The sequence below is a fragment of the Kitasatospora sp. NPDC058046 genome, from assembly GCF_042885595.1.
In the GTDB taxonomy this organism is placed as follows: Bacteria; Actinomycetota; Actinomycetes; order Streptomycetales; family Streptomycetaceae; genus Kitasatospora.
This window is the reverse complement of record NZ_JBHVRS010000007.1, coordinates 26,507-43,150: the sequence shown is the minus strand read 5'-3', so window position 1 is coordinate 43,150 and position 16,644 is coordinate 26,507. Positions and strand designations below refer to the sequence as shown.

The 16,644-nt window shown below is 71.3% G+C and carries 15 protein-coding genes; 5 read left to right on the top strand and 10 right to left on the bottom strand.

Going from position 1 to position 16,644, the window contains the following annotated elements; genetic code table 11:
- The first annotated feature begins 187 nt into the window (after positions 1-187).
- Together ACFVU7_RS16570 and ACFVU7_RS16565 are read left to right on the top strand one after the other, a co-directional pair.
- Complete coding sequence (locus ACFVU7_RS16570) at positions 188-601, top strand: hypothetical protein (RefSeq protein WP_143204592.1); 414 nt, start codon at positions 188-190, stop codon at positions 599-601.
- 40 nt (positions 602-641) lie between these two features.
- A complete protein-coding gene (locus tag ACFVU7_RS16565) occupies positions 642-3,362 on the top strand; it encodes a KGGVGR-motif variant AAA ATPase (protein WP_388045899.1) in 2,721 nt (906 codons plus the stop codon).
- 1,080 nt (positions 3,363-4,442) lie between these two features.
- On the opposite strand, the gene ACFVU7_RS16560 is transcribed toward ACFVU7_RS16565, so the two are convergent.
- Positions 4,443-4,766, bottom strand: coding sequence for a hypothetical protein (locus ACFVU7_RS16560; RefSeq protein ID WP_388045620.1), 324 nt, complete (start codon positions 4,764-4,766; stop codon positions 4,443-4,445).
- Positions 4,767-4,931: 165 nt separating this feature from the next.
- Between ACFVU7_RS16560 and ACFVU7_RS16555 the strand changes: the two genes are divergently transcribed.
- Complete coding sequence (locus ACFVU7_RS16555; protein WP_388045618.1) at positions 4,932-5,885, top strand: DUF2797 domain-containing protein; 954 nt, start codon at positions 4,932-4,934, stop codon at positions 5,883-5,885.
- A gap of 105 nt (positions 5,886-5,990) precedes the next feature.
- Positions 5,991-6,935, top strand: coding sequence for an alpha/beta fold hydrolase (locus ACFVU7_RS16550; RefSeq protein WP_388045616.1), 945 nt, complete (start codon positions 5,991-5,993; stop codon positions 6,933-6,935).
- Positions 6,936-6,976: 41 nt separating this feature from the next.
- Here the strand turns inward: ACFVU7_RS16550 and ACFVU7_RS16545 are convergent, their stop codons facing one another.
- From ACFVU7_RS16545 to ACFVU7_RS16520, 6 genes are all read right to left on the bottom strand, one after another.
- Entirely contained in the window at positions 6,977-7,345 is a 369-nt protein-coding gene (locus tag ACFVU7_RS16545; RefSeq protein ID WP_388045614.1) for a hypothetical protein, read from the bottom strand.
- Positions 7,342-8,031, bottom strand: coding sequence for a DUF6232 family protein (locus ACFVU7_RS16540; RefSeq protein WP_117486581.1), 690 nt, complete (start codon positions 8,029-8,031; stop codon positions 7,342-7,344). Before ACFVU7_RS16540 ends, ACFVU7_RS16545 begins: the two co-directional genes overlap by 4 nt.
- Before the next feature lie 144 nt (positions 8,032-8,175).
- The gene (locus tag ACFVU7_RS16535) at positions 8,176-8,481 is read right to left on the bottom strand and encodes a hypothetical protein (RefSeq protein ID WP_074003642.1); all 306 of its coding nucleotides are present in this window, start codon (positions 8,479-8,481) and stop codon (positions 8,176-8,178) included.
- Positions 8,482-8,819: 338 nt separating this feature from the next.
- Positions 8,820-9,557, bottom strand: coding sequence for a succinate dehydrogenase/fumarate reductase iron-sulfur subunit (locus ACFVU7_RS16530; protein ID WP_074003641.1), 738 nt, complete (start codon positions 9,555-9,557; stop codon positions 8,820-8,822).
- On the bottom strand, positions 9,554-11,497 hold the full coding sequence (locus tag ACFVU7_RS16525; RefSeq protein ID WP_388045897.1) for a fumarate reductase/succinate dehydrogenase flavoprotein subunit: 1,944 nt from the start codon (positions 11,495-11,497) through the stop codon (positions 9,554-9,556). The genes ACFVU7_RS16530 and ACFVU7_RS16525 overlap by 4 nt, the downstream gene beginning before the upstream one ends.
- A gap of 65 nt (positions 11,498-11,562) precedes the next feature.
- A complete protein-coding gene (locus ACFVU7_RS16520; protein ID WP_049652714.1) occupies positions 11,563-12,267 on the bottom strand; it encodes a succinate dehydrogenase cytochrome b subunit in 705 nt (234 codons plus the stop codon).
- 96 nt (positions 12,268-12,363) lie between these two features.
- On the opposite strand from ACFVU7_RS16520, the gene ACFVU7_RS16515 reads away from it, so the two are divergent.
- Complete coding sequence (locus ACFVU7_RS16515) at positions 12,364-13,287, top strand: LysR family transcriptional regulator (protein WP_074003639.1); 924 nt, start codon at positions 12,364-12,366, stop codon at positions 13,285-13,287.
- Between the two features lie 28 nt (positions 13,288-13,315).
- Here the strand turns inward: ACFVU7_RS16515 and ACFVU7_RS16510 are convergent, their stop codons facing one another.
- The 3 genes from ACFVU7_RS16510 to ACFVU7_RS16500 all read right to left on the bottom strand — a co-directional run bounded on the left by ACFVU7_RS16510 (position 13,316) and on the right by ACFVU7_RS16500 (position 16,590).
- On the bottom strand, positions 13,316-14,584 hold the full coding sequence (locus ACFVU7_RS16510) for a metallophosphoesterase (protein ID WP_388045613.1): 1,269 nt from the start codon (positions 14,582-14,584) through the stop codon (positions 13,316-13,318).
- 163 nt (positions 14,585-14,747) lie between these two features.
- A complete protein-coding gene (locus tag ACFVU7_RS16505) occupies positions 14,748-15,953 on the bottom strand; it encodes a hypothetical protein (RefSeq protein ID WP_388045611.1) in 1,206 nt (401 codons plus the stop codon).
- Between the two features lie 148 nt (positions 15,954-16,101).
- Entirely contained in the window at positions 16,102-16,590 is a 489-nt protein-coding gene (locus ACFVU7_RS16500) for a glutathione peroxidase (RefSeq protein ID WP_049652707.1), read from the bottom strand.
- Positions 16,591-16,644 lie beyond the last annotated feature (54 nt).

Genomic DNA, 16,644 nt, shown 5'->3' with positions numbered 1-16,644 from the left:
CACAATAGAACGTGAACACCCCGCCCGGCCAAGCGCCAGTGACCAGCCCCGCGACCGTCAGCGCCGAAGGCCGCCGGGGGCAGTAGACATGATCACGCGATCCGTTGGTCGATCAAAAAGCGATCTCTATCGACCTTTTGATCACATCGCTGCCTCTCAAGCGAGCCGCAGTGCCATGATGTGCGCCATGGTGCTTCACGTGGGGGTGGCTGCGCTCCGCAAACGACGGTGGCAGTTGCGGGTCAGTGCGGGCAGGGTGGCTGACGGCGGGGACACGGTCACATCCTGTCTTCTCCTCTTCTATGCGGCGGAGTGCGCGCTCAAGGAGAGAGTGCTGGTACGCCGGGGTCTAAGGGACACGTCGTACCTCGAGCCGACGCACGATCTCTGGAAGCTGGCCCGGGATCTAGGCATGCCGGCGCGTCTTGGCGCTGCGCTGAAGGGGATGAAGAACTGCCGCGCGGCAGGGAATCCGGGCGTGAACGTGGCCCTGGCCGAACTGCACCAGGCTTGGCGTTATGGTGTGAAACTGCATGTCGAGGACGAGAAAAAGGCCCGCGATCTTTTGGATGAGCTCATCTCATGGTGCGAGCAGGACTGAGGGGGATCGACTCGTGGCAGAACATGGAAAGTTGGAGATCATGGACAGTGGAATCGTTCCCCCTGATCACCTCTTCAGCTGGGTCAATGTGGATGAGCATTTGGCGAGGTTGGCTGCGGCGGGACAATGGCCCGACTGGCTCGTTGCCACGGACAGCTGGTGGGACTGTCTGGAGCTGGTCACCAGCACCAAGGTCGATACGGAGACGGTGAAGCGCTGGCTGGACCAGGCGTTCGGCACGGGGTCGGCGGGGTGGGTCGAGGGCGACCTGCTGCTCGGCCTCGACGACCCGCGGAGCACTGAGTTCACCGGATTGCGGGTCGAACTCACAGTGGACGCCGATCAACGTGGTGCGGGGAGGCGGCGCGTTCCGTTGCTTCGGGAGAAGCACATCACGCGTGAATTGGCTGAACCCCTGCAGCGGCCCGAGGTGCCGGGATATTCCGGTGATGTCCAGCTCATGGCGTTCCACTCGTTCAAGGGAGGTGTCGGGCGCACTGTCCACGCGGTTGCGGTCGCGGACAGGCTGGCGCGGAGCGGTGGGAAGGTCCTTCTGATCGACGCCGACCTGGAAGCTCCCGGCATCACGTGGATGCACAAGGAGCAGGGTGGGCAGTGCGACTTCACCTACGAGGACTTCATCACCCTCCTGCAGGGAGGGGACAACGGCGATCCTGCGGCAGCGGTCGACATCGCAGCCGCGTACCTGCCCAATCAGCAGGCCGGTCACTATGCGAGTGGCGGGACTCTGACGGTCATGCCGTCGAGCCGTCGCGCGACGCTGACTCCGCCCCGAATCGAGCCGGCGGACCTTCTTTCCCCCGGGAGGTCCGTGTACTTCGTGACGGAGGCCCTGGCAGCTCTGGGGGCGCGACTCGGAGTGGACACGGTCGTCATTGACCTCAGGGCCGGCGCTTCCGAGCTCTCGGCCCCGGTGCTTCTCGATCCGAGAGTCCAGCGTGTCTTCGTCACGACGCTGAGTCATCAGTCCCTTGTCGGTACCGAGTTGATGATCCGACAGCTCGGTGGAAAGGCTCCTACGGTCCAAGGCGTCGACCCCGCGACGTCTGTCATTGTCACCCAGTACCGGATGGATACCCACACGGTCCAGGCGGAAGCTGCGCGCAGCGCTCTCTCGGCAGCTCTGGGAGGTGCGCTCCGCGTTCCGGAGGGGGGCGACGGAGACGAGACGGAACCCGTTGATGCCGCGCTGCTCGCCCGGCCGGTGCTGAGCCCCTTCAGAGAGGAACTTCTCGCGCTTCCCTCATCGTGGGACGCGGTGTTGGAGGTGATCTCATCGTGCGGAGTAGCCGACGGACTCGAATCCCTGCTCCCAAGCCCCGTACCCCGCAGCGCGACCGAACCTGAGCCCGGGGCGATGGAGGTGGAATACGGTCAATTGCGGCGCAACCTCGCTCGGACCGCTGAGAACCTCGTCTATGCGGAGCAGAGTGGGCTCTCCTCGGCCGGCGGCTTTCTCGTGACGGAACCCCTTCGTCGTCTCCTCGCCGATCATCGGACCGAGCTGCCGCAGGCTCTCGTGGTGGGGGCGAAGGGATCCGGAAAGACCTTCATGTACGCGAAGGCGTGTGCGGCGCGGACATGGCAGACTTTCGCGGGGCAGTCCGGGATCAGGGGCGTCACGGTCGAGGCGCCCATTGTTCCTGTTCTGGAGTCGGCGAATCTGGAGTACGGGGATTTTGAGCCGCAGGACCTGCGTGATGACTTTGCCTCGAAGTACGGGGACGTGCCGCGACGGAATCTCACTGCATCAAGCATTCCGGACCGGCTGAAAGCTGGTCTGGGAAGGTTGGACGGCCTGGATGAACTCGGTTGGCGGAGCCTGTGGCTGGAGTGTCTGGCCGTGGCCTGCGGACTGGAGCCATCCGAGCAGCGGACCTCGGAAGAGGCCCTGATCGATCTCGGCCGGCAGGCCAAGGCGGTCTTCGTGGTCGACGGCCTCGAGGACCTCCTGCAGAACTTGGACAACGATACGAAGCGCACCGCATTGCGAGTGCTACTGATCGACGTCCTGGGATGGCTCCGCTCGCTGCGAGGCCGGCCCTTCGGGCTCGTGGTGTTCGTCAGGCGTGACCTTGTCACCGGTGCGGTTCGGCAGAACAACGCGCAGCTCCTAGGCAGGTACGCTCACTACGCTTTGCACTGGAGCAAGGTGGAGGCGTTGCGCCTCGCGCTTTGGGTGGCCTCGCACGCCGAAGCGCTGCCCGAACCTGTGTCGCCCTCCGGGATCACAGATCTCTCGGAGGAGGATCTGATCAACGGCCTGATCCAGCTGTGGGGTTGGAAGATGGGGAGCGCGAAGTCTCGTGAGGCGCGTTCCCACATGTGGGTACCTGCGGCGCTCGGGGACTTCAAGGGCCAGGTGCAGGCGCGTGATGTAGTCATGTTCCTCGCAACGGCCGCCAAGAATTCGGAGCAGTACAACGACACGGTGGACGATCGCGTGCTCGTTCCCACTGCCATGCGTAAGGCCCTGCTCGAATGCAGTAGTAACAAGATCACTGCAGTGGGGGAAGAGGACAAGGAGATCGGCCGACTCCTGACGCACATGCAGGGACTCAGCCATTCGATTCTGGTCCCGTTCGAGCTGGAACAGGTCGAGCTGGCTGTCGCGGAAGCGGATCTGCTGATCGAGTTCGGGGTTTTCAGCAAGGGAGCTGACGGGCGCTACTGGGTGCCGGAAATCTATCGACATGGTCTCGGATTCAACAGCGAAGGGCGTGCAAGGGTGCTCTGGTAACGAATGTGCTGCCTCAAGGCGATCGTCTAGTTCCCCGGTCCGGTCTTTTTATTAGTGCGTCGCCTCATGCCGAGGCAACGGGCTGGTGGGGTGGACGGGCTGCTGGCGGTCCGGTGTGACCGGGGGTAGAAAGGAAGCCGAATGGGAACCGGTGCGGGAAGTCGATTCGGTCGACCTCCCGCACCGGCCGACCGTTGAACACCCGCAGGTTGCGCCCGGGCGTCGGCGTACCAGCGCCAGCCGGTGCGCAGCGGGACGCCGGGCAGGTCGGGGGGCGCCGATGGCCGGGACATCGGGGAAGAGCCGGGCCAAGGTGTGCTCGCAGACGTCGGCGGGCGGCGTCCAGGGAAGGCCGAGGGCCTCGGGTGACGTCGTGTAGGTGGTTCAGGGTCTCGACCAGGCTCATGGCCACGAAGCCGACAGAGTCAGTCAGGTCCCAGGGGTGGAAAGCGCGAGTGTCCGGTGGGGCGACCCGGACCATGGCGGCCATCAACCCGCCGCTAGTGTCCAGCACTTCGAGCAGTCCCGGGACGCGATCGGCGGCTTCGACGCGGACGGAGTTGTTCGGGTCGCCGGGGACATGGCGGGTCGCCGCGAAGGGCACATACTGCTCGCACGGCGGCGGTGTCGGGCCGAGCCGGGCGTCGCAGGCGAGAAGGTCGTCGGCGAGGTGCTCGATGGTCTCCCAGTGCCTCCAGTCGAGCGGGCTGGCGGGCCGGATCCAGTCCGTGGCCGCTGGCGCGGCCGACAGGGCGTCGAGGGCGAGGCGGAGCGCAAGGGCGAGGGCGGGACCAGGGCCGGTGAGTCGATGACGGGCGGACGGCAGCAGCGGCCAATGGCTGGTGACCGCGGAAGGTGTGGTGGAGGGTTGATCCTGCTCTCCGTCAGTCTCGATCCAGGAGATCCGGTGGGGAGCGGTCGGGTGAGCAGGCAGTCGGGGACTCGCCGAGGTCGGGGGCGAGGGCTCCAGCGGGGTGTGGGTGGCGAAGTGGCGGTGGAGCCCGGGGGAGCGGGCGCGGGCCCGCCCGGCGGTGTGTCGCCGGACGGGCCCGCGGTCTTCCGCGTGGCGCTGCCGAGGGGTCAGGAGGGGACGCCGTCGGCCTTCTGGATCGTCGCGCCGAGGTCGCACCAGATGGTCGAGGTGCCGCCGGACTCGACGCGGTTGCCGTAGTGGGTGTAGTTGCCGTAGCCCGGCTTGTAGCAGACGATCCGGCCGGTGAAGGCCGAGCCGACGCAGCGGATCGACGCGCCCGCGTGGCCGCCGCTGCCGGTGAAGTAGGACGGCGCGTTGCAGCTCAGCCCGGTGGTGGTGGCCGAGGCCGGCACGGCGGCGGCGAGGACGAGGCCCGAGGCCGCGAGGGCGAGCGAGCCGGTGACGGCCGCGGCACGCTGGAGGATGCGCATGGTTGTTCCCTTCCCGAAGTGGATCGTTCGTGGGGGATGCACTGGGAAGGACGCTAACTGCTTTGACGGAGTCACGTCAATGAGCTTCCGGTGCGGTTCCGCCGGGCCGCCCGGCCTGTCGGTGGCACCGGGTAGTCTCGTCGGCTACCGACGGCCAGGAGAAACGTGACGATCCCCCCGCAGCCCCCGCAGACCCCCGAGCACCGGGCCCGCCCCGCCGGCTGGGTCTCCACCGGCCTGAGCTGGCGGGACGGCCGCGCCGTGCTCGGGGCCGCGCGCGGCGCGCAGGTGCACGAGCGCGCCGTGGCGCCGGGGGTGGAGGTCGGCTGGCTGCTGGGCGGCCCGCGCCGCTGCGTGGGGGCCTGGCTGGTCGGGGCGACGGAGCGCACGCCCTGCCCGCACCACGCGGTGATCGACCCGGGCGGCGGCGCGACGCAGTGCCCGGCCTGCCAGAGCGTGGACCGCGGCCTCGCCCTCGCCCGGGACCAGATCCTCGACGACGGCCGCACCTACCTGCTCTACCTCGCCTGGTTCGGCGAGGGCCTGCTCAAGGTCGGCCTGACCGCCGAGCAGCGCGGCGACAGCCGGCTGCTCGAACAGGGCGCGCTGGCCTACGCGTTCACCGCCCGCGGCGCCCTGCCGGCGGTCCGGCGCGCCGAACTCACCGTCGCCGCCTCGGGCCTGGCCCGCGAGCGGTACAAGTCCCGGATCAAGACCGAGCAGTGGTGGTCGCACGGCGACGTCCCGTACCGCCGTACGGTGCTCGGCGACGCCCGCGCCCGGGCGCACCGGCTGCTGGACGGCCACGCCGTGGAGCTGCTCGCCGACCGGCCGGTGGTCGACCACGTCGAGCGCTACGGGCTGGCCGGCGGCGCCCCGGAGGCGTACCGGGAGATCGCCGGGCTGGCCGACGGCGCGGTGCTCGCGGGCCGGCTCCGCGCGCCGGTGGGCCGGCACCTCTTCCTGGATCAGGCGGACGGCTCCGGCCCGCTGCTGCTGGACACCCGGCTGCTCACCGGCTGGACGCTCAGCCCGGTCACCGGCCGCGGGTCCGAGGGCATGGTCCTCCAGGAGCGTCTGCGCCCGCCGGAGCCGGACACCCAGGAGGCGCTGTTCTGAGACCGCCAATGACCGCTCCGACCAGCATGGTTGCGTAATAAAACCGCAAGGCCTAGCCTCGGCCTTGCGGTTTTAAGTTGCTACCACCTTGGAGCGAGCCCGACCATGATCGCCGCCCACGAGACCTTCGACGGCACCTTCCCGTACCGGCCGCACTTCAGCACCGCCGCCGGCTTCCGCCAGCACTACGTGGACGAGGGCAGCGGCCCCGTGGTGCTCTGCCTGCACGGCGAACCCACCTGGGGCTACCTCTTCCGCGACCTGGTCCGCCGCCTGGCCCCGACCCACCAGGTGGTCGTCCCCGACCACATGGGCTTCGGCAAGAGCGCCACCCCGGCCGACCGGACCTACTGGCTGCAGGACCACGTCGACAACCTGGAGGCGCTCGTCCTGGACCTCGGCCTGCGCGAACTCACCCTGGTCCTGCACGACTTCGGCGGGCCGGTCGGCATGGGCCTGGCCGCCCGCCGCCCGGAGCTGATCGCCCGGGTGGTGAGCGTCAACGGGCCCACGCCGTTCGGCCAGCCCGGCCTCGGCGCGGCGCTCGCCGCCAACGCGGCCGAGTCCCCGTGGTTCGGCTGGATCGCCCGGGCGCACGCCGACGGCAGCCTGGACGCCGTCCTCGGTGAACTCCGGCACACCGTCCTCAGCACCCTGAAGCTCAACGGCTTCGAGAACAACGCCCTGATCACCGACACCTGGCTGGCCGCGTACGGCGCGGCCTTCCCGTCCCCCGCGGAGGCCGTCGGGGCGATCGGCTGGGCGAAGGGCTTCGCCACCGGGGCGCACGCCTTCGAGACCCCGGGCGCCGAGGCCCGCGCGGCGCTCGCCGCCCTGCCCGCGCTCGCCCTCTGGGGCGCGGCCGACCGCACCCTCGCCGCCCGGCACTTCCTGCCCCTGTTCGCCGAGGCGTTCCCGCGCGGCCGGGCCGTCGAACTGCCCGGCGTCGGCCACTACAGCCCCGAGGACGCCCCGGAGACCGTCGCCGAGCTGGTGGAACGCTTCCTCGCCGAGACGGCGGCGGAGACGGGGGCAAGGGGTACGGCGTAGGCCGGCGCCCGCCCGCGAGTGGGTGGGCGCCGGCCGGTCGGTCAGCCGCTGAGCAGGGCCAGGAGCTGGTTCGCCAGGCCCAGCGCGGGCGCGGCGGCCTCGCCGACGCTCTGGGCCAGGCCGGCCAGCAGCAGCAGGGTGTTGCGCCGGCTCCTCGGCTCCTCGGCGGCGGGGCTGGTCAGCACCGGCAGGGCCTCGGCGAGGCTCTGCCGGTCCGCCTCGTGGAGCCGCCCGTCCCGGGCCAGGTCGGTGACCACGGCGGCGAGCCGCGCGAACAGCGCGACGACCTCCGGCGGCAGCGCCTTGTCCCCGGCCGGCCCGTTGTTGTGCTGGATGCCGACGTTGCCGCTGCCGCCGTGGATGGTGACGCGGTCGCCGTACTGGACGTCCGGACGCTCGTTGTCGTTCACTTGCTGACTCCCGTGTTTCCCTGGCCGCCGTAGATGTTGACGCTGTCGCCGAACTGGTACTGCCGCAGGTCCACGCTGATGGTCTGGACGATCTGCTGGAACTCGGCCTGCGGGTTCTCGATCGCGCGGGTGATGGTGGCCTGCAGCTCGAACGCCGGCTCCGCGGTGAGCCAGGCCAGCACCGCGGTCGGCGGGCCGGCCGTGTCCACGGCCAGCACGTACAGGTCGGGCCGGCGCAGCACCGGCCAGGTGAAGATCAGGAAGTAGAGCGCCACGAGGATCATCGCGACGAGGAACAGCGTGCCGGACCCGGAGTCCGAGGACGATCCGTCGGTGGCCTGCGCGATCACGAGCACCGGCAGGAAGACGACCAGGGCGAAGGCGAGCAGCCGCAGGAGCGCGCGGCGCCGGCCGGGCACGATCAGGGAGGTGCCGACCCGGGCCACGTTGGCCAGCGGGTACGCGGCCTGCCCGATCCAGAGGATGCGGTTGGTGACCGCGACGCGGGTGGTGGTCGGGGTGCCGGCGGGACCGCTCGTGAAGGCCGGCGGCGGGGTGGTGGGCGGCGGCGGCCCGAACGGGGCCGGTGTCGGCGGCCCGCCGGGCGGAGGCGGCGGAACGAACGGGAAGGAGCCGGTCTGTCCGGCCCGGGTCGAATCGGAAGGATCGGTCGGCTGCATGGCCATGTCCCCCAAGGCTGTCGTGCGAGGGAGGACAATGTGCCAGCACGTCCCGGGTCCGCACAAGTTCATTGTCGTGGCGGATAACTGACGCACCGTCGGTTCGTGTGCCCCGGCCCTGGCCCCGCCGACCCGTCGTCCCGCGGGCCGTCAGCCCAGCTTGCCGCGCAGCACGCCGGGGCCGGAGCGGGCCCGGCGGGACCGCGGCGGGCGGGACGGGCGGACATCGGGGCGGGCGGGCTGCTCGGCCGCCTCCGCGGCCCGCCGGGCCAGTGCGGCCCGGGCGGCGGCCAGCGCGACCCGGGCGAGCAACGGGTCCTCCCGGACGCCGGCCGCGCGCTTGGCGCTCTGGCAGGCGGTGCACCAGACCGGCGAGGCCGGCCCGTCCGGGTACACCATCTCCTCGGGCGGCAGGTAGTGCCCGCCGCACTCGACGCATTCGAAGACGAACCTCATCCGACGATCACCGTTCCGGATCCGTGGCACCGGCCGCAGGGCGACCAGAAGGTGTGGACACTGGGCACCATGCTTCCTTCCTCGTCCAGTTCGACCGTGGCCTCGGTCTTCTGGGTCCCCCCGGACCCGCCGCAACCGGAACAGGACTGAACCTCGGGCATATGCCGTCCTTCCGTAGCGGACACCACCGTAGCGCGATTCCCCGTCAGGAAGCACGGCCCCGGGCGATCCACCACCCGTACGGGTAGCGCGAACCGCGACCGCACGCCCTGTTCCAGAACGGCGTCGGCCCCTCGCCTGAGCACCAGAGCGAGGGGCCGACCGTCGTGGGGGAGTCGTCAGCCGCGGGCGGCCCGCAGGAACTCCCGGTTCATCGCCGCGATGCTGGGCAGCGGGATGCCCTTGGGACAGGCGGTGGCGCACTCACCGGTGTTGGTGCAGCCGCCGAAGCCCTCGGCGTCCATGGCCGAGACCATGTCCCGTACCCGGGCGGCCCGTTCCGGCGCGCCCTGCGGCAGCACGTTGAGGTGCACCACCTTGGCGGAGGTGAAGAGCATCGCCGAGCCGTTCGGGCAGGCCGCCACGCAGGCGCCGCAGCCGATGCACTCGGCGTGCTCGAAGGCGGTGTCGGCGGTCTCCTTGGGGACGGGCGTGGCGTGCGCCTCGGGGGCGCTGCCGGTGGGGGCGGTGATGTAGCCGCCGGAGCCGATGATCCGGTCGAAGGCCGAGCGGTCCACCACCAGGTCCTTGACCACCGGGAACGCCGCCGCCCGCCAGGGCTCGACGTCGATGGTGTCGCCGTCCTGGAAGTGCCGCATGTGCAGCTGGCAGGTGGTGGTGCGCTCGGGGCCGTGCGCCTGGCCGTTGATGACCATGCCGCAGGCGCCGCAGATGCCCTCGCGGCAGTCGTGGTCGAAGGCGACGGGCTGGTCGCCGCGGGTGATCAGCTCCTCGTTGAGGGTGTCCAGCATCTCCAGGAAGGACATGTCCGGGCTGATCCCGTCGACCCGGTAGGTGGTCATCGAGCCGGGTGCGTCCGGGCCCGCCTGGCGCCAGATGCGCAGGGTGAGGTTCATGCGTAGCTCCGCTGGGTGGGGTGGACGTACTCGAAGTCGAGGTCCTCGCGGTGGAGGACGGGTGCCGCGCCGGTGCCGGTGAACTCCCAGGCGGCGGCGTAGGAGTAGTCCTCGTCGCGGCGGGCGGCCTCGCCGTCGGGGGTCTGGCTCTCGGTGCGGAAGTGGCCGCCGCAGGACTCGGCGCGGTGCAGCGCGTCCAGGCACATCAGCTCGGCCAGTTCGAAGTAGTCGACCAGCCGGTTGGCCTTCTCCAGCGACTGGTTGAGCTCCTGCCCGGTGCCCGGCACCTTGATCCGGCGCCAGAACTCCTCGCGCAGCAGCGGGATCCGCTCCAGCGCCCGGCGCAGCCCGGCCTCGTCGCGGGCCATCCCGCACTCGTCCCAGAGCAGTTCGCCGAGTTCGCGGTGGAAGGAGTCCGGGGTGCGGTCGCCGTCCACCGCGAGGATCAGGTTGAGCCGGTCCTCGACCTCGGCCTCCACCTCGGCGAGCACCGGGTGGTCGGCGGGCACGGCCGGCAGCGGGTGGCGGGCCAGGTAGTCGTTGATGGTGGGCGGCAGCACGAAGTAGCCGTCGGCCAGGCCCTGCATCAGGGCGCTGGCGCCGAGCCGGTTGGCGCCGTGGTCGGAGAAGTTGGCCTCCCCGATCGCGAACAGGCCCGGGACGGTGGTCTGCAGGTCGTAGTCGACCCAGAGCCCGCCCATCGTGTAGTGGATCGCCGGGTAGATCCGCATCGGCACCCGGTACGGGTCCTCGGCGGTGATCCGCTCGTACATCTCGAAGAGGTTGCCGTACTTGGCCTCGACGGCGTCCCGGCCCAGCCGGCGGATCGCGTCGGCGAAGTCCAGGTAGACGCCCTGGCCGCCGGGGCCGATGCCGCGGCCCTCGTCGCAGACGTTCTTGGCGGCCCGGGAGGCGATGTCGCGCGGCACCAGGTTGCCGAAGGAGGGGTAGATCCGCTCCAGGTAGTAGTCCCGCTCCTCCTCCGGGATCTGCCCGGGCGGCCGGTTGTCGCCCTTCGCCTTGGGCACCCAGATCCGCCCGTCGTTGCGCAGCGACTCGCTCATCAGGGTGAGCTTGGACTGGTGGTCGCCCGAGCGCGGGATGCAGGTCGGGTGGATCTGGGTGAAGCACGGGTTGGCGAAGTACGCGCCGCGCCGGTGCGCCCGCCAGATCGCGGTGGCGTTGGAGTTCTTGGCGTTGGTGGAGAGGTAGAAGACGTTGCCGTAGCCGCCGCTGGCGAGCACCACGGCGTCCGCGGTGTAGGAGCGGATCTCGCCGGTGACGAGGTCGCGGGCGACGATGCCGCGGGCCCGGCCGTCGACCACCAGCAGGTCGAGCATCTCGGTGCGCGGGTGCAGCTCCACGTTCCCGGCGGCGACCTGCCGGGAGAGCGCCTGGTAGGCGCCGAGCAGCAGCTGCTGGCCGGTCTGGCCGCGGGCGTAGAAGGTCCGGGAGACCTGGACGCCGCCGAACGACCGGGTGTCCAGCAGGCCGCCGTACTCGCGGGCGAAGGGCACGCCCTGGGCCACGCACTGGTCGATGATCTCCACCGACACCTGGGCCAGCCGGTGCACGTTGGACTCGCGGGCCCGGAAGTCGCCGCCCTTGACGGTGTCGTAGAACAGCCGGCGGACCGAGTCGCCGTCGTTGCGGTAGTTCTTGGCCGCGTTGATGCCGCCCTGGGCGGCGATCGAGTGGGCCCGCCGTGGGGAGTCCTGGAAGCAGAACTGGACCACGTGGTAGCCCTGTTCGGCCAGGGTGGCGCCGGCCGCGCCGCCGGCCAGGCCGGTGCCGACCACGATCACGGTGTGCTTGCGCCGGTTGGCCGGGTTGACCAGCTTGGCGTCGAACCGCCGCTGGTCCCAGCGCTGTTCGATCGGCCCGGCGGGGGCCTTGGCGTCGGCGACCGGCTCGCCGAGGGTGTACTCCAGGTAGCTCATGTCACCACTGCTCACTTCACCGCTCCGGTCAGCACTGCTCACTTCACGCCTCGGGCCACCACTGCTCACTTCACGACTCCGGTCATCACGGCCACGGGGACGGACAGGAAGCCGGCGGTCAGCACCAGCGCCAGGCCGTTCGCGACCAGCTTGAGCGCCCGGTCGCGGCGGGCGTTGTTGGCGCCGAGGGTCTGCGCGGCGCTCCAGAACCCGTGCCGGATGTGCAGGCCGACGGCCAGCATCGCGACGACGTAGAACACGTCGACGTACCAGCGGCCGAAGGAGGCCACGATGTTCTGGTACGTCTGGCCGTGATCGGTGCCCGGGTTCACGGTCAGCGTGGTGAGGTCGAGGATGTGCCAGACGATGAACAGCGCCAGGATCACCCCGCCCCAGCGCATGGTCCGCGTCGCGTAGCTGGCGCGGCGGCGCTTGTGCACGTACCGGCTCGGGCGGGCCGCGAGGTCGCGGCGGCTGAGCTGGTACGCGGAGACGCCGTGCAGCACCACGGCGGCCAGCAGGCCCGCCCGGGCGATCCACAGGAACCACTCGTGGCCCAGAAAGGGCTGTCCGATGGTGCGCAGCCAGGCCGCGTAGCCGTTGATGTCGTCCGGGCCGAAGAACACCTTGAGGTTGCCCAGCATGTGCGCGACCAGGTACAGCAGCATGGCCAGTCCGGTGACGGCCATGACCGCCTTCTTGCCGACGGTCGACCGCCACAGGGTCGCCAGGGTGGACGGATGCCGGGCCGTCCGAGTCGCGGTTGTCATGGCAGCAACGGTAGGGACGGCGGCGAGGGTACGTCCAAGACATGATGCGGCTCATGACGATAGGCATGGACTATCGATGCGGCCTATCCTGGCCCTGTGCAGCTCCAGCAACTCCGCTACTTCCTGGCCGTCGCCGAGACCCGGCACTTCACCCGGGCCGCCGAGGCGGCACACGTCGCGCAGCCGTCACTCTCGCAACAGATCCGGGCCCTGGAACGGGAGTTGGGTGCGGAGCTGTTCCACCGCACCCGGGGCAACATCGCGCTCACGGACGCCGGGGACGCCCTGCTGCCGCTGGCCCGGCGCATCCTCGCGGACACCGAGACCGCCCGGCTGGCCGTGCAGGAGACGGTGCAGCTGCGCCGCGGCCGGGTCCGGCTGGGCGCACCGCCGAGCCTGTGCACCAGCCTGGTGCCGGACGTGCTGCGGGTCTTCCGGGACCGCTACCCGGGGGTGGCGCTGGTGGTCCGCGAGGGCGGCTCGCGCGACCTGGTCGGCTGGCTGGCGGCGGGGGAGCTGGACCTCGCGCTGACCATCACCCGGCCGAGCGGCGAGCAGGAGCCCGCGCTGGCGGTCACCGAACTGCTGCACGAGGAGCTGGTGCTGGTCGCGGCCGGGCGGCCGGCCCGGCGCAAGGTCCGGGTGACGGAGCTGAAGGGCCGGCCGCTGGTGATGTTCCGGGAGGGCTACGACGTCCGCGAGGCGACCCTGGCGGCCTGCCGGGCGGCCGGGTTCGAGCCGGAGTTCGCGGTGGAGGGCGGCGAGATGGACGCGGTGCTGGGCTTCGTCCGGGCCGGGATCGGGCCCGCCGTCGTCCCCGGCATGGTGGCCGCCCGCTCCGGCCTCGCGGTGACGGCCTTCGCCGGGCCCGGACTGGGCCGCACCATCGCCGTCGCCCACGGCCACGAGGTGCCGCTCACCCGCGCGGCGGAGGCGCTGCGGGACACCCTGCTGGCGCACCTGCGCGACGCCGCCCGGGACGGCGAACTGCCACCGGGGACGCGGCTGTTGCTGCCCTGAGCCCCGGTTCGAGCCTTTCAGTGGTCGGTCACGCGGTGGGCGACGGACCGCCCGAGCGCAGGGTGAGCAGGGTGATCTCGCTCGGGGCGAAGACCCGGAACGGCGGGCCCCAGAAGCCGGTGCCGCGGCTGGTGTAGAGCTGGGTCCGCTCCCCGTGCCGGCTCAGGCCGTGCACCACCGGCTGGTCGATCCGGACGAGGAAGTTGAACGGCCAGATCTGGCCGCCGTGGGTGTGCCCGGAGACCTGCAGGTCGATGCCGGCGGCAGCGGCCTGCGGGACGTACTTGGGCTGGTGGGCGACGAGCAGGACCGGCAGGGCCGGGTCCGCCCCCGCCAGCGCGCCGACCAGGTTCGCGCGGTGTCCGGCCAGGCCGGAGGACTCCGCGGTCACGTCGTCCACCCCGGCGAGCACGAGGGCGTCGCCGCCGCGCTCCACCACGACGTGGCGGTTGTGCAGCGGCTCCCAGCCCAGGTCCGCCATCCGGTCCAGCCAGCCCTGGGCCTCGCTGCCGTACTCGTGGTTCCCCGTGACGTAGACCTTGGCCAGCCGGGAGCGGACCGTCCCGAGCGGCGCGGACTGCTCCCGGCGCTGGGCCGGGGTGCCGTCGGCGATGTCGCCGGCGTGGACCAGGACGTCCGCGTCGAGCGCGTTGACCGCCTCGGCGACCCGCGCCGACCAGTCCGCCCGGTCGATCGGCCCGTAGTGGGTGTCGGCCAGCACCACGACCCTGGTCCCGTCCAGGCCGGCGCCGAGCCGCGGGAGGTGCACGTCCACCCGCTTCACCCGGGGCACGCGCATCGCCTCGTGGTGCCCCCAGCCCAGCAGCGCGGCCGAGACCACGGCGACGGCCACGGCCACGGCCCTGGCCCGGTCGGTGCCGCCGACGTCGAGCCCGGCCAGCAGCAGGTCCACCGAGCCGCCCAGCACCGACCAGGTGAACAGCACCCAGACCACCCCGAGGCTGGTGTCCGCGACGCGGGCGGCCCGGTCGCTACGCCGCCGCCCGTGGCCCGCGACCATCAGGAAGGGGAAGGAGACCATCCAGGCCGCGAGGACGACCGTGCCGGCCAGGAGGACCGGGAACGGCCAGTCGGCGCCGGAGGCGAACAGGGTCCACCAGGGCGGGAGGCAGAGCAGGACGAGGACGAGCACCAGGACCGCCAGCCGCCGGACCAGGGAACGCCGGCGCCCCGCGCCCCCGCCCGGGGGCTCCGTGCCCGCCTCGGGCCGGCCGGCGGCCGCGACGGTCTCCGGACCCTCGCGGTCCGCCGACCGGTGTCCCGACTCCAACCCCATGGATTCGCCTGCTGTCACCGTGTCGCCCTCACATCCGCTGCCGTGCCCCTGCCCCCATCATCCGGCAGACCGTCGCCGACGGTCCCGCCCGGGGGCCGCCGCCGACCGGGTCGTGGGTCACGGGGCCCCGGCGAGTCGTTCCCGACGGCCCCGAGCCAGGGGCTCAGCCGCCGCCGTAGGTGGACTGGGTGACCGCGAAGACGTTGCGCCCGCCCGTGGTCTCCTGCAGCGACCACAGCAGGTCGGGGCCGGTGGCGTCCTCCCAGTAGGAGAGGCTCTCGCCGCCGCCGACCCAGGCGAAGGTCGAGGCGCCCGCGGTCGGGGTCCAGTAGTAGAGCTTCTTCTGCCCCGAGGAGTTGAACCACCACCGGCCGTTGTGGGAGGCCACGCCGTTGAGGTTGTACCAGGGCAGTTGGAGGGCCTGGCTTGCGGTCGTCGTCGCGGCGAAGGTCGTCGCCCCGGCGGCGAACGGGAAGCGGACGGCCCGCGGCGGGCGGTTCGGGTAGTCGACGCAGTCCGCCTGGCAGGTGTACTCCGTCATCACGATCGACTTGCTGACCCGGTCGAGGGAGACCGACGACCACACCAGCTTGGCTCCGGAGGCGGTCTGCGCGGTGACCGTGCCGACCTGGGGCAGCACGTAGGCGTAGTTGTGGGCGTAGTAGGCGCCTCCGGGCTGGCGGCCGATCTGGTCGGCGGTGCCGCCGGTGTCGGTGTTGAGGATCTTGCGCAGGTCGAAGACGCGCATGCCGCGGCCGGTGTCGGCGACGTAGAGGTGGTCGCCGTACCAGGAGACGCCGCCGGCGTGGATCGGGACGTCCTTGAAGTCCGGTGCGGCCGCGGTGCCGGTCGGTTCCACCAGGAGGATCTTGCGGTAGGTGTCGGGGTAGGTGGCGTCCCAGTCGACCAGGGTGATCCGGCTGCGCTGCTGGGCGCCGCCGCAGCCGTCCTTGGTGTACCAGCTCACCAGCACGAGCTGGTGGCCGTCGTAGTTGCCGCTGTTCGCGGTCCCCACGGCGTCCCGGCTCGTGGTGATGCCCTGGGGGAAGCTCTGGCAGTCGGAGTTGTCGCCGTCGTCGAACCGGAAGCCGGTGGTCAGGCCGGCCACGGAGAAGGACGCGGGGAGGGCCTGCCGGTCGTGGTTCGCGTGCTCCATCACGGTGTGCACGGCGGAGGTCCCGAGCGTCGTGGCGAGCGCCGAGTCGAGGGTGTCGTACTGGTGGTAGTCGGAGGTGAGGGTGTAGTCGGACGCGGTCAGGGCCGTCGGCGCCGCGGCGGCCGCCGCCGGCGAGGCACCGGCCGGTGTGCCGGTGACGAGCAGGCCGGCCGCGAGCAGCGCCCTTGCCGCTGTTCTGATGTGACGGATCATCAGGGTGGGCCCTCCGTGGGCGATGGATCAACGGGGGCACACACGGTAGGGGCGCTTGGGCATGTCCGCAACACCCCGAGGAGGGCCTTGCGTGCGCGCACGACGGAGGCCCGGGGCCGCGGGCCCCGGGCCTCCGCGGTGCGTGTGGTCAGGCCGGCAGGACGGCCTCGAGCGCGGCGACCAGCTCCGGCGACTCCGGCTCGACGGGCGGGCGCAGGCGCGCGACGACGGTGCCGTCCGGGGAGAGCAGGAACTTCTCGAAGTTCCAGGCGATGTCCCCGGCCTGGCCCTCGGCGTCGGCGACCTCGGTGAGCTTGGCGTACAGCGGGTGGCGGTCCTCGCCGTTGACGTCGATCTTCTCGAACAGCGGGAAGGTCACGCCGTAGGTGGTGGAGCAGAAGGTGCGGATCTCCTCGGCGCTGCCGGGCTCCTGTCCGGCGAACTGGTTGCAGGGGAAGCCCAGCACGGTGAACCCGCGCCCGGCGTACCGCTGCTGGAGCCGCTCCAGGCCCTCGTACTGCGGGGTCAGACCGCACTTGGAGGCGACGTTGACGATCAGCAGCGCCTTGCCCTTGTGGTCGGCCAGCGAGGTGGCCGCGCCGTCGAGGGTGCGCAGCGGGATGTCGTACAGGCTCACGGGGGTGGTCCTTTCGGGAAGTCGTCGGGCCGGGCCTCTTCGTGGGCCACGGTA

Excerpts from the sequence above, each read along its gene's own strand:
- ACFVU7_RS16570 (WP_143204592.1), top strand. The coding sequence starts at position 188 with ATGGTGCTTCACGTGGGGGTGGCTGCGCTCCGCAAACGACGGTGGCAG.
- ACFVU7_RS16565 (WP_388045899.1), top strand. The coding sequence starts at position 642 with ATGGACAGTGGAATCGTTCCCCCTGATCACCTCTTCAGCTGGGTCAAT.
- ACFVU7_RS16560 (WP_388045620.1), bottom strand. The coding sequence starts at position 4,766 with ATGCGCATCCTCCAGCGTGCCGCGGCCGTCACCGGCTCGCTCGCCCTC.
- ACFVU7_RS16550 (WP_388045616.1), top strand. The coding sequence starts at position 5,991 with ATGATCGCCGCCCACGAGACCTTCGACGGCACCTTCCCGTACCGGCCG.
- ACFVU7_RS16540 (WP_117486581.1), bottom strand. The coding sequence starts at position 8,031 with ATGGCCATGCAGCCGACCGATCCTTCCGATTCGACCCGGGCCGGACAG.
- ACFVU7_RS16535 (WP_074003642.1), bottom strand. The coding sequence starts at position 8,481 with ATGAGGTTCGTCTTCGAATGCGTCGAGTGCGGCGGGCACTACCTGCCG.
- ACFVU7_RS16530 (WP_074003641.1), bottom strand. The coding sequence starts at position 9,557 with ATGAACCTCACCCTGCGCATCTGGCGCCAGGCGGGCCCGGACGCACCC.
- ACFVU7_RS16525 (WP_388045897.1), bottom strand. The coding sequence starts at position 11,497 with ATGAGCTACCTGGAGTACACCCTCGGCGAGCCGGTCGCCGACGCCAAG.
- ACFVU7_RS16520 (WP_049652714.1), bottom strand. The coding sequence starts at position 12,267 with ATGACAACCGCGACTCGGACGGCCCGGCATCCGTCCACCCTGGCGACC.
- ACFVU7_RS16510 (WP_388045613.1), bottom strand. The coding sequence starts at position 14,584 with ATGGGGTTGGAGTCGGGACACCGGTCGGCGGACCGCGAGGGTCCGGAG.
- ACFVU7_RS16505 (WP_388045611.1), bottom strand. The coding sequence starts at position 15,953 with ATGATCCGTCACATCAGAACAGCGGCAAGGGCGCTGCTCGCGGCCGGC.